Origin of the sequence: Mycobacterium botniense (assembly GCF_010723305.1) — a bacterium.
In the GTDB taxonomy this organism is placed as follows: domain Bacteria; phylum Actinomycetota; class Actinomycetes; order Mycobacteriales; family Mycobacteriaceae; genus Mycobacterium; species Mycobacterium botniense.
This window is the reverse complement of the sequence record NZ_BLKW01000002.1, coordinates 317,395-329,350: the sequence shown is the minus strand read 5'-3', so window position 1 is coordinate 329,350 and position 11,956 is coordinate 317,395. Positions and strand designations below refer to the sequence as shown.

8 protein-coding genes are annotated in these 11,956 nt (G+C 67.7%); 3 read left to right on the top strand and 5 right to left on the bottom strand.

Annotated elements, in window-relative coordinates:
- Nucleotides 1–38 precede the first annotated feature (38 nt).
- Both G6N08_RS01780 and G6N08_RS01775 read right to left on the bottom strand, forming a co-directional pair.
- A complete protein-coding gene (locus tag G6N08_RS01780; protein WP_163753688.1) occupies nucleotides 39–2,054 on the bottom strand; it encodes an SDR family oxidoreductase in 2,016 nt (671 codons plus the stop codon).
- A 107-nt stretch (nucleotides 2,055–2,161) separates the two neighbouring features.
- Entirely contained in the window at nucleotides 2,162–2,866 is a 705-nt protein-coding gene (locus G6N08_RS01775; RefSeq protein WP_163753686.1) for a histidine phosphatase family protein, read from the bottom strand.
- Between the two features lie 346 nt (nucleotides 2,867–3,212).
- Between G6N08_RS01775 and G6N08_RS01770 the strand changes: the two genes are divergently transcribed.
- Nucleotides 3,213–4,094 carry a MaoC/PaaZ C-terminal domain-containing protein gene (locus G6N08_RS01770; RefSeq protein WP_163753684.1) on the top strand — a complete coding sequence of 294 codons (882 nt, stop codon included), beginning with the start codon at nucleotides 3,213–3,215 and terminating at the stop codon, nucleotides 4,092–4,094.
- A gap of 89 nt (nucleotides 4,095–4,183) precedes the next feature.
- On the opposite strand, the gene otsB is transcribed toward G6N08_RS01770, so the two are convergent.
- The 3 genes from otsB to G6N08_RS01755 form a co-directional block, all read right to left on the bottom strand.
- A complete protein-coding gene (otsB, locus tag G6N08_RS01765) occupies nucleotides 4,184–5,419 on the bottom strand; it encodes a trehalose-phosphatase (RefSeq protein ID WP_163753682.1) in 1,236 nt (411 codons plus the stop codon).
- Nucleotides 5,420–5,550: 131 nt separating this feature from the next.
- Nucleotides 5,551–5,904 carry a hypothetical protein gene (locus tag G6N08_RS01760; protein WP_163753679.1) on the bottom strand — a complete coding sequence of 118 codons (354 nt, stop codon included), beginning with the start codon at nucleotides 5,902–5,904 and terminating at the stop codon, nucleotides 5,551–5,553.
- 337 nt (nucleotides 5,905–6,241) lie between these two features.
- Complete coding sequence (locus tag G6N08_RS01755) at nucleotides 6,242–7,636, bottom strand: WS/DGAT/MGAT family O-acyltransferase (protein ID WP_163753677.1); 1,395 nt, start codon at nucleotides 7,634–7,636, stop codon at nucleotides 6,242–6,244.
- Nucleotides 7,637–7,892: 256 nt separating this feature from the next.
- Here G6N08_RS01755 and G6N08_RS01750 point away from each other — a divergent pair, with 256 nt between their 5' ends.
- Together G6N08_RS01750 and G6N08_RS01745 are read left to right on the top strand one after the other, a co-directional pair.
- Entirely contained in the window at nucleotides 7,893–11,192 is a 3,300-nt protein-coding gene (locus tag G6N08_RS01750; protein WP_218033326.1) for an error-prone DNA polymerase, read from the top strand.
- Nucleotides 11,193–11,299: 107 nt separating this feature from the next.
- Entirely contained in the window at nucleotides 11,300–11,944 is a 645-nt protein-coding gene (locus tag G6N08_RS01745) for a nitroreductase family protein (RefSeq protein WP_163753675.1), read from the top strand.
- Nucleotides 11,945–11,956: the final 12 nt, after the last annotated feature.

Genomic DNA, 11,956 nt, shown 5'->3' with positions numbered 1-11,956 from the left:
ACGATACCGGGCGCGGCGAGCGGTCCGAGATCGCTGTCCTACCAGTGCACTCCGGGCACCAGGCGTACCGCTTTCCGGACCGGCCGGGGAACGCGCAGCGGGTTGACCGCACGGACCGCGCGTTTCGGCCGCCGCTGCCTGGGTGCTGCACTGTCGGGGGATGCCAGCCCTTGCGCCGCCGGCGAATCGGGGTAGCCGAGATAGAGCTGGTGCAGGATCCACCGCGAGAGCCGCGGCGTGAAATAGTGGCCGATCTCGGCGAGTGTGCCCAACGGGGTGTCGATGCGCACCGGTTTTTCGATCAAAGCCCGCACCACCATCGCGGCGGCGTGCTCAGCGCTGATCGGGCGCACCGGGTTCAGCCGCCGTGACGGCACGATCATCGGGGTGCGCACCAACGGCATGTGGATGTTGGTGAAGGTGATGTGATCAGACACCGTCTCCGAGGCCACCACGTCGGCGAACATGTCCAGCGCCGCCTTCGTCGGCAGATACGCGCTGTACTGGGGATTACGGGCCAATACGCCGCCGCTGGAGACGTTGACGACGTGACCGAACCGGCGCTCGCGCCAGTGCGGCAGCAGCGCCAGCACCATCCGCACCGCGCCGAAATAGTTGACCGCCATCATCCGCTCGTAGTCGTGCAGCCGGTCGCATGCGTTGACCACCGAGCGCCGTATCGACCGGCCGGCATTGTTGACCAGATAGTCCACATGCCCGAACCGGCCCAGGATGTCTTTGACCGTATGGTCCACCGACGCGGAATCGGTGACATCGCAGGTAAACGCGTGCGCGTCGCCACCGTTGGCGCGGATCTCGGCGACCAGCTCGTCCAGCGCGGCGGCGTTGCGGGCCAGCGCGAACACTGTCGCCCCCCGCTCAGCCACCGCGATCGCCGACGCGCGGCCGATACCGCTGGACGCGCCGGTGATGATGACGTGCCGTCCGGCCAGGGGTCCCGCCGGGTCGTCGCGACGGAACCGGTCGGGGTTGAGGTGTTCGGCCCAGTACCGCCACAGCCTGGGTGCATAGGAGGAGAACTCCGGTACCTCGATTCCCTTGCCGGACAACGCCTTCTGGGTCTCATCGCAGGTGAATGTCGGCGCCAGGTCGATGATGTCGAGAACTTCGGGGGGAATCCCGAGCTGGGTGGCCGCCATGTTGCGCCACACCTTGGCCCGGCCACGCATTGTGAGCACGGGAGTAGCGACCGAACGCGGCAGTGACCCGCGCAGCGGGGGCAGACCGGCAGCTTCGGCGATGCCGCGGTAAATGCCATGCAACCCGATGCTTTGCGGTGCCGTCAGGTGAAATGTCTGCCCGTCACGGCCTTCGGCGTGCAGCAGTTCGACCAACGCGTCGGCGACATAGTCGACCGGCACGATGTTGGTGCGCCCGATGTCGGGCAGCACCACGGGGGTGAACCGCGGCAACACAGCCAGCTTCGCTAGCAGCGGAAAGAACAGCGGAAAGAAGTAGTCCGGCCCGTGGACCTTGTCCATCTCGCCGGTACGCGAATCGCCTACCACCACGCCGGGCCGATAGATGCGATAGCGCAGTGCAGGGGCCGAGCGCACCAGCAGCTCGGCTTCGAACTTCGTCTGGTGGTAGGGGGTGGGCAGCTCCTGGCCGACATCGAAGTCGGCTTCGGTGAACTCACCGGCGAAGTTGCCGGCCACCGCGATCGAGGACACGTGGTGCAGGGTGGCGTCCAGCCGCCGCGCCAGCTCGATCACCGCTCGGGTGCCCTCCACAGTGGCGGCGCGCTGCTCGGCCTCGCCGGCCCTGAGGTCGTCGACGGCCGCGCAGTGCACCACGTGCTGAACGCGGCCCAGCTCGGCAATCGCCTCCTCGGGCAACCCCAGCCCGGCCGCGGTCAGGTCACCGACCAGCGGCTTCGCCCGGTCCCCCCAGCCAGTGGCGAGGTGCTCGAAACGGCCGGCCGACCCGCGCCGGATGAGCACCCAAACCTCGGCGTCGGGCCGGGTCGCCAGCAGACGGGTAACCACGCGACGCCCAATGAACCCGGTACCGCCGGTAACGACATAGCGCATGCCAGCCATGGTGACGGCCGGCATGCGCACCCGTCAACCGCGGTGCCGTGGGCCGGCATGTCGCCGAGCCGGGTTTCGCGGCGCGGGACGGTGCCCGCAGACCGCCGTCAACCGAAGTTGCGGATACCGTCCCAGTCCACCAGCGTCCAGCCGGTCGCGGGGCTGCCGGTGATGACGACGCGGCCGACATTGGGCAGCGGGTGGCTGTGGAGCAAGCTGTCCTTGGGGTTCTTGACGTTCATCAGCGTCCAGATCATGATCGCGGCACCGTGCGAGAAAGCGACGGGTTTGGCATGGCCGCTGTCGTAGATCTTCTGCACGGCCGCGGAGAACTGGTCGTTGAACTGGTTACCGTTGACCGAGCCGGGGATGGCGTCTTGGCGATCGCCTGCCAGCCAGTCCATTGGCGCGAGCATGTAGGTCGAGGCGGCCATCGACGTGGGCTCACCGTTGAACCAGCCGGCGTCGATTTCCCGCAGCCCGGGCAAAACCTCGACCTGTTTGCCGAGTTTTTCGGCCAACGGTGCGGCGGTCTGTTGGGTGCGGACCATGCTCGAGGCGTAGATCGCGTCATAGCCGTTGCGGGCGAGCTGGCGGGCGATTTGGCGGGCTTGCTCTCGGCCTTCCTCGGTAAGACCCGGCCCGGGCACCTCGGTGTTGAGGACGCCGTCGGCGTTACTTTGTGATTGCGCGTGCCGGACAAAGGTCAGGGTGATGGTGCGAACATGCGGTACGACACCCGAGCAGGCGCCGAGGGCTATGGTCACCACGAGGGCGGCCGCCGCCCTCCACAAAACGGAGCGGTTTGGCATAGCGATAGCCTGCCTTGTCGACGGCGTCGGTGGGAGGGGTTTGCCGCCGTTGGGATGCAGAAAGGTTGGGGAGTGACCGGTTGGCCGCCAGGATGGGCAACGGCGCCGGCGCCTGTCGCCGCGTCCGAGGATCAGCGCCATGTCGGCACGGTCGTGGTCACGCCTGGAGTGGGCGCGCGAGTCAGAACGCCCGGTGCTGCGGGCACCGGCATCCCGCCGCCGCAGCGCCGGGTAGCCGCACTCCCGGCGACCGCACAATCCCGGCGGCAGCCCAGCGGCAGACCCGCCACCATTCCGGTCTGATGACCGTCAACCCAGCCCCTACTAATCGATGAGGAGAAGCCGCATGGCGATCGATCCGAATGCCATCGGTGCGGTGACCGAGCCGACGCTATTCGAGTGGACCGACCGGGACGTGATGCTCTACGCGCTCGGGGTGGGCGCCGGCACCGAGGATCTGTCCTTCACCACGGAAAACAGCCATGGAATCACGCTGCAAGTGCTCCCTACCTACGCGGTGATCTGTTGCCCGGCATTCGGGGCGGCGGCCAAGATCGGAACGTTCAACTGGGCCATGCTGTTACATGGTTCCCAGGGCATTCGGCTGCACGCGCCGCTGCCGCCCGCGGGAAAGCTGTCGGTGGTGTCCGAGGTTGCCGACATCCAGGACAAGGGGGAGGGCAAGAACGCGATCATCATGCTCCGCGGCCGCGGCACCGATCCCGACTCCGGCAAGCTCATCGTCGAGACGCTGACAACACTGGTCATCCGCGGTGCGGGGGGATTCGGCGGAGCGCCGGGTCAGCGCCCACCCGCGCCGGAAATCCCCGGCCGCGAGCCGGACGCCCGGATCTCGTTACCCACCCGCGAAGATCAGCCGCTGATCTACCGGCTCTCCGGCGACCGCAATCCACTGCACAGCGACCCCTGGTTCGCCAAAGAGATGGCGGGATTTCCCAAGCCGATCATGCACGGGCTGTGTACCTATGGTTTCGCCGGGCGCGCGCTGGTCGCCGAACTCGGCAAGGGCGATGCCACCGCCATCACCGCGATCGACGCCCGATTCACCGCTCCGGTGTTCCCCGGCGAGACGCTGAGCACCATGATCTGGCGCACCGAACCGGGCCGGGCGGTGTTCCGCACCGAAGCCTCTGGTACCGAAGGTGCCGCAGATGGGGCCGCCCGGGTGGTGCTCGACGACGGTGTGGTGGAATATAGCGCGCCCTAACACGATTTCACGAGCCGCACAGCGACGGCGGTTCGGGGTTGCCGGGCCGAGGCGCAGCGGGTCGCGGCCCGCCCCGACGCCGCGGTGCGCTACGAATCGGCTGAAGCTGGTTGACTGACGGGGAGCTGACCAGCCAGCCGCCGGGCGAACTCGCTGACCTGTGCGGGACCGTCCAGCGCGAACCGCGCGGCGGTGGCGCGGTCGCCGTCGTCAGTGTGCCGCACCACAATGCCGATACCGTCTTGGCGCACCGCGTCGAAAGCGTCCTCGTCGGTGAGATCGTCGCCGAGATAGATCGGTAACAAAGGACCCGTCCCAGCGCCGTGCAGGTGATCGATGACCCAATTCAGCGTTTTTCCCTTGTCCCAGTCGATATTTGGCCGCAGCTCGATGACCTCGCGGCCCGTTGTCACCCGAAGCGCCTCGCGCCGTCCGGCGGCGCGCACCGCCGCGGCCACCTCGCCGACCCGGTCACGCGGCGCGCTGCGATAATGCACTGCAACAGCAAATCGCTTGTGTTCCACCACAACACCGGGAATCGCGGCGAGCTGGTCGCGCAGCCGCAGGGCCACCTGCCCCAGCACCGCTATGCTCGGGGCCGCCGCCTCGTTGTGGTGGTGTGTCCCGTCGGGCGCGGTCAACTCGAAACCGTGACTGCCCGCGTACCAGATACCGGCCAGGCCGACCCGCCGGCAGACGTCGGCGAGGTCGCGGCCGCTGAGCACCGCGACCGGGCAGCGCGCGGCCAGCAGCTGAAGTGCCTCTGCCGCCCCGGCGGTGAGCCGGGCCGCGGCCGGATCGTTGACGATCTCGGAAAGTGTGCCGTCGAAGTCGAAGAACACCGCGGGTGGTACACCGGCGTCGCGGACCAGGTCAACAACGCGCATGCCATCCGGCAGCTCCGACATCCGCGGGTCGCCGGTCCGCACGCTGACCTCACCCAGATCGGTGACCACGTCGTCGGCGCCCCGGCGGCGCAGCGGGTCGGCCTGTCCGGTGCGGTCGAGGCCGATAACCAACGCGAATCCGCCCGCGCGTGCGGCCGCGACACCGGCCTCGCCGTCGGTGACGACCACGCACCGCCCGGGCCGGGCCCCCAGCCGATCGGCTGCCTCGACAAGCCGGGCCTGATCGGGTTTTTCCGCACGATCGATCACACCGGCCGGTGCATCCGCACCGCCGCGGTGCGACGGCACCACGGCGGTGCGGATCCCGGCGTCGTGCAGCCGGCCGATCAGCGTGGCGGCGGCTGCGGTCTCGGGTGTTCGTGCGTGGAGGTCAAACACCGCCGCGTCATGGTGGCGTGGGTCGATGGTGACCGGCATGGACAGCCTTTCTGGACACCGCCTACGGCGCCCCCGCTAGTCACGGTAGTGCTCACCGGCGACCGGCCCGCCCGAGACGACAGACGACACGCGAGCCGAGCTGACCGAGGTGGACGTTCCGGCTGACCTGACTAGTGGCCGGCCACGCCAGGGTTGGAGGGCACACCGCCGACAATGCCGTGCACGTCGGGCCTGTCGCTGATAATCCCGGGCACGTTCGGCAGCTGGTTGTTGCGCAGCGACCTTTCTGCGTCCGGGCAGTAATTCGATATTCCCATCTTACTAAACATCCCGGCCGTATCCGGGGCGACAGCGGTCTTTCCGTGAATATCGGACGTCGCATTGATCAGCGTGGACATTAACGACGCAAATGACGCGCCCAATTGAGTCATCATCGGGCAGACCGACTTTCCCGAGTCGTCGACCGGGTCTGCCTGCGCCGGCGCCGCCCAGACGGCAGCCGCAGCAATCAGACCGATTGACATTGCCAATCCCGCCCCGAAAGTTCGGCTGTGCCCCATAAGTTCCTCCCCTTCGTCTCGAATGGTTGACGTACGGTCACCGCGCGCAGAACTTTCAATCACATCCGAAACGATGCTATTCAATAATCACAGTTGTGACACGAAACCGTCACGAATATGACTCTATAGATTTGTTTATTTACATTAGAATTTCATTATTGTGGGGGTAGGGTGCCTCGCGCATTCAAAACCCGCCCGTCGACACGGGTGTGCCTCACCGGCGGCTTAGTGGCGATTCGTGACGCGCCCGCCACACGGCACCGCAGTGCAGTCGGCTCAGGCCCGCCATCCGATGCGGAGGTCACTTCGCGAAAAGCACAATGGGATCCTGGCTCAGCGCTTCCAGACGCGCCACCGCTGTCTCGATACCCCGGGCCAGCTTCTCCACATCCGGTGCCGTGTCGAAGTCGGCGGTGATACCGAACACCAGGTCATCGGCGTAGCTCAGCACCGCGATCCCGGTGCGCAACCGCAGCGCGATCGGGGCAATCGGCAGCAACCGCACCACCGGACGGTCCAGCAACCGTAACGGGCGTCGTGGCCCGGGAACGTTGGTCGCCAGTGTGACGATGCCGCGTTGCGGCAGCCGTGTCAGCAGCCGAATCATCCAGGAGGACACCATAAACGGAACGTGATTGGCGGCTGCCACGATGATGTTGCCGGCGTGGGCCTGCCCACCCTGCTTGGCCCGCCGCAACCGCTGGTGCACGCTGCGTAGCTGCTGAACCGGGTCGTGCTGCTCGACGGGCAGGTGCGGCAGCATGATCGAGATGTGGTTGCCCGGTGTGTCCAGCGCATCCGGTGAGCGCACCGAGACCGGCACCAGGGCGCGCAGTGAGTCCGCGCGCGGCTGCTCGCCGCGATGCAGCAAAACCGCCCGGAAGCCCTCGGTGATCGCGGCGAGGGCGACGTCGTTGATCGTCACACCGAATGTGCGGCACACCTGCTCGACATCGGCGAGCGGAACCCGCACCGCGCGGTAGCGCCGCATGGCGGTGACCGGACCCACCAGCGACGACCCGGCCGCCGGCCGCAGCAAGCCGAGGGCGATTTCCGTGGCGCCGCTGACCGTCCGCGTGGCGGCGGCGGTGACGGCGGTGCCGGCCCGCCAGAGCCCGTCAAGCGGGCCGCGCGGCGCGGCGTCGGGCAGCGGCCGCAGATGTGCGGATGGTCGTGCGGTGCGGTTCGGGCCGACGCGGCAGGCAAAGACCGAGCTGTCGAGGCCGTCGGCGTCGTCACACAGCCGGGTGAGGATGCGGGTGGCAGAGACCCCGTCGGCGACACAGTGGTGGATCTTGACCACGATCGCCCACCGGTTGCCTTGCAGCCCCTCGATGACCCAGCATTCCCACAGCGGTCGGTCCCGGTCCAGCCGCCGCTCCACCACGTCCGCGACCACCCGGAAGAGTTCCCGATCGCCGCCGGGCCGGGGAAGCGCCACCCGGCGCACATGCCGAGTGAGGTCGAAGCGGGGATCCTCGACCCAGGTGGGGGCACCCATATCGAAGGGGTGGGTCCGCAGCACCTGGGTGCACCGCGGTATCGCGTGAATCCGTTCTGCCAGTACGCTCGTGAACCGGCTGTCGCTGGGGGCGGAGCCTTCCACGATGGCGATCCCGCCGATCGCCAGGCTCACGTGCCGGTCGGAGTCTTCAGCCATGAGGAAACCGGCATCGAGTGTGTTGAGTTGCTCCACGAGCGGTCACCGCCTGGTTGGATGGGTAATGGGGATGAGTATCCGCCGTCTCTCGGCACGGGATGTGGCCGGAAGATTAAATCTTCCGAACGGCTGTTTTTCGACTGTGTGGCAATGCCGTTCGCTGGTGTTAAGGCTATGTTGCCGTCCTCGGATGGGGCGGCGAGAGCCGTTGCGGCAGCAGAAATTCGGTGAAGCCTTCCGGGCAAAGGCGGCGGGGTAGGTAATCGAACATACATTCGATACACTGCCGGATGTGGGTTGGAGCAACGGACCGCCGAGCTGGGCCGAGATGGAGCGAGTGCTGGCCGGCACGCCGCGCCGCGCCGGTGCCGGTTCGGGATCGCTGCCGGGTGACGGCGGCGACAGCCCGGCCTGGTCACGCAAGCGCGGACGGTATCAACCGCCGGACAACAGCCAGATGCTCCGCTCGCCGGTCGCCTATGCCGAGCTGCACGCGCATTCGGCGTTCAGTTTTCTCGACGGGGCCAGCACACCGGAGGAGCTGGTCGAAGAGGCCGCACGGCTGGACCTGCGCGCTATCGCGCTGACCGACCACAACGGCCTCTACGGGGCGGTGCGGTTCGCCGAAGCCGCCGCGGAACTGGACATGCGCACCGTTTTCGGCGCCGAACTGTCGCTAGGGCCCGGCGCCCGCACCGACTGTCCGGATCCGCCCGGTCCGCACCTGCTGGTGCTGGCCCGCGGCCCGGAAGGCTATCGGCGGTTGTCGCGGCAGCTGGCCGCGGCCCACCTGGCCGGAGCCGAAAAAGGCAAGCCGCGCTTTGATTTCGACGCGCTTTCCGAGGCCGCCGGCGGGCATTGGCACATCCTGACCGGCTGCCGTAAAAGCCATGTGCGCCAGGCGCTTTCCCGGGGAGGGCCGGAGGCGGCCGCGGCGGCGCTGGCCGATCTGGTGGACCGGTTCGGCGCACACCGGGTCAGCGTCGAGCTGACTCATCACGGTCAGCCGCTCGACGACGAACGCAACGCCGCGCTGGCGGCGTTGGCGCCGCGTTTCGGCGTGGGCCTGGTCGCCACCACCGGCGCGCATTTCGCCGGGCCGTCGCGGGCCCGGCTGGCGATGGCCATGGGCGCGATACGGCACCGGCAGTGCCTGGACTCCGCCGCCGGCTGGCTGGCCCCGCTGGGTGGCTCGCATCTGCGGTCCGGCGAGGAGATGGCACGCCTTTTCGCGTGGTGCCCCGAGGTGGTAAGCGCGGCAGCCGAACTCGGTGAACAGTGCGCCTTCGGGCTGGCGCTCATCGCCCCGCAGCTGCCACCGTTCGACGTCCCGGCCGGACATACCGAGGACAGTTGGCTGCGCGAGTTGGTGATGGCCGGTGCCCTACGGCGCTACGGAACGCCCGAACAGGCGCCGCGGGCCTACGCCCAGATCAGCCATGAGTTGAACGTTATTGCACAGCTTGGTTTTCCAGGCTACTTCCTGGTAGTGCACGATATCATCCGGTTCTGCCGCAAGAACAACATCTTATGTCAGGGCAGGGGATCGGCGGCCAACTCGGCGGTCTGCTATGCGCTCGGGGTGACCGCCGTCGACCCGGTGGCCAACGATCTGTTGTTCGAGCGATTCCTCTCACCCGCCCGTGACGGGCCACCCGATATCGACATCGACATCGAGTCCGGCCAGCGCGAAAAGGTCATCCAGTACGTCTACGACAAGTACGGCCGTGACCACGCCGCGCAGGTTGCCAACGTCATCACCTACCGGAGCCGGATCGCGGTGCGCGACATGGCCCGTGCCCTGGGGTTCTCGCAAGGCCAGCAGGATGCCTGGAGCAAACAGATCAACGGCTGGAGCGGGCTGCCGTCTGATGAGCCAGCTATTCAGGGCATCCCGGAGCAGGTGATCGAGCTGGCGACCCAGATCGCCAACCTGCCCCGGCACCTGGGGATTCACTCCGGCGGCATGGTGATCTGCGACCGCCCGATCGCCGACGTATGCCCGGTGGAGTGGGCCCGCATGAAGGGCCGCAGTGTGTTGCAGTGGGACAAAGACGACTGCGCGGCAATCGGTTTGGTGAAATTCGATCTGCTCGGGCTGGGTATGCTCTCCGCGCTGCACTATGCCATCGACCTGGTGGCCGAACACAAGGGCATCGAGGTGGACCTGGCCAAGCTCGACCTCTCCGAACCGGCGGTGTACGAGATGCTGGCCCGCGCTGATTCGGTCGGGGTGTTCCAAGTGGAGTCGCGCGCACAGATGGCCACTCTGCCGCGGCTGCGGCCACGCGAGTTCTACGACCTGGTGGTCGAAGTCGCGCTGATCCGCCCCGGGCCCATCCAGGGCGGATCGGTGCACCCGTACATCCGGCGGCGCAACGGTATCGACCCGGTCGTCTACGACCACCCGTCGATGGAGTCGGCGCTGCGAAAGACGTTGGGGGTGCCGCTGTTTCAAGAGCAGCTGATGCAGCTCGCGGTCGACTGCGCCGGGTTTTCCGCCGCCGAGGCTGACCAGCTGCGGCGTGCCATGGGATCCAAGCGTTCCGCGGAACGCATGCGACGGCTTCGTGCCCGCTTCTACGACGGCATGCGGGCGCTGCATAAAGCCCCCGACGAGGTGATCGACCGGGTGTACGAAAAACTAGAGGCTTTCGCCAATTTCGGGTTCCCCGAAAGCCATGCGCTGAGCTTCGCGTCGCTGGTGTTCTACTCGGCGTGGTTCAAGCTGCACCACCCGGCGGTGTTCTGCGCAGCGCTGCTGCGCGCCCAGCCGATGGGTTTTTACTCGCCGCAGTCGCTGGTCGCCGACGCCCGCAGGCACGGCGTCGTGGTCCATGGCCCCGATGTCAACGCCAGCCTGGTGTACGCCACCGTGGAGAACGCCGGGACCGAGGTACGGCTGGGCCTGGGCGGTGTGCGTCATATCGGAGACAAGCTGGCCGAAAAGCTGGTCGAAGAGCGAAAAGCCAACGGGCCGTTCACTTCGTTGCCGGATTTGACGTCGCGGGTGCAGCTTTCCGTGCCCCAGGCCGAAGCGCTGGCCACCGCCGGGGCGCTGGGCTGCTTCGGGCTCTCCCGCCGTGAGGCGCTGTGGGCGGCCGGAGCGGCCGCCACGGGCCGGCCGGACCGGTTGCCCGGGGTGGGCGTGCCGTCGCACATCCCGGCGCTGCCGGGGATGAGCGAGCTGGAGCGGGCCGTCGCCGACGTGTGGGCCACCGGTATCTCCTGCGACAGCTACCCGACCCAGTTTCTGCGGGCGGATCTGGACGCGCGGGGCGTGCTGCCCGCCGAGAAGCTGCTCAGCGTCCCGGACGGTGACCGGGTGCTGATCGCGGGTGCGGTGACTCACCGGCAGCGGCCGGCGACGGCCCAGGGCGTGACGTTTCTCAACCTCGAGGACGAGACCGGGATGGTCAACGTGCTCTGCACGCCCGGGGTGTGGGCGCGGCACCGCAAGCTGGCGCAGACGGCGTCGGCGCTGCTGATCCGCGGCCAGGTCCAAAACGCCAGCGGTGCGGTCACTGTGGTGGCTGAGCGGATGAGAAAGCTCACCTTGACGGCCGGATCGACGTCACGCGATTTTCGCTGAAGCCGGCAGAATGCCGGCAGTTGCGGCGTGTCGGTGGACAAACCCGCGCGCTCGCCGCAGGTGACACGTGCCTCGGCCGGGCCGGCGGTGGGCGCTAGTCTGCGGACATGACCTTGAACCTGTCCGTTGACCAAGTCCTGACCACGACCCGATCGGTACGCAAGCGGCTTGACCTGGACACGCCCGTGCCCCGGGAGGTGCTCACGGAATGCCTGACGCTGGCGCTGCAGGCGCCCACCGGTTCCAACGCGCAGGGCTGGCAGTGGGTGTTCGTCGAGGACGCCGACAAGAAGAAGGCGCTGGCCGACATCTACCTGGCCAACGCCCGGGGCTATCTGAGCCTGCCCCCACCCCACTACCCCGAAGGAGACACCCGCGGTGAGCGGATGGACCGCGTCCGCGAGTCGGCGACCTATCTCGCCGAGCACATGCACGAGGTGCCTGTCTTGATGATTCCCTGCCTGCAGGGCCGGGTAGAGCAGGCCCCGCAGCTCAGCGCATCGTTCTGGGCGTCGCTGTTTCCGGCGGTCTGGAGCTTTTGCCTGGCGCTGCGTTCGCGGGGTCTGGGCTCCTGCTGGACAACGCTGCACCTGTTCGGCGATGGTGAGAAGCAGGCGGCGGCGGTGCTCGGAATACCCTACGACGAGTACAGCCAGGGCGGGCTATTCCCCATCGCCTACACCAAAGGCACCGACTTCCGGCCGGCCAAGAGATTGCCGGTGGAAGCCGTCACCCACTGGAACAGCTGGTAGCACCGCACACGT

What these genes read in the sequence shown, in the direction of transcription:
- G6N08_RS01780 (WP_163753688.1), bottom strand. Translation starts at nt 2,054, where the DNA reads ATGCGCTATGTCGTTACCGGCGGTACCGGGTTCATTGGGCGTCGCGTG.
- G6N08_RS01775 (WP_163753686.1), bottom strand. Translation starts at nt 2,866, where the DNA reads ATGCCAAACCGCTCCGTTTTGTGGAGGGCGGCGGCCGCCCTCGTGGTG.
- G6N08_RS01770 (WP_163753684.1), top strand. Translation starts at nt 3,213, where the DNA reads ATGGCGATCGATCCGAATGCCATCGGTGCGGTGACCGAGCCGACGCTA.
- otsB (WP_163753682.1), bottom strand. Translation starts at nt 5,419, where the DNA reads ATGCCGGTCACCATCGACCCACGCCACCATGACGCGGCGGTGTTTGAC.
- G6N08_RS01760 (WP_163753679.1), bottom strand. Translation starts at nt 5,904, where the DNA reads ATGTCAATCGGTCTGATTGCTGCGGCTGCCGTCTGGGCGGCGCCGGCG.
- G6N08_RS01745 (WP_163753675.1), top strand. Translation starts at nt 11,300, where the DNA reads ATGACCTTGAACCTGTCCGTTGACCAAGTCCTGACCACGACCCGATCG.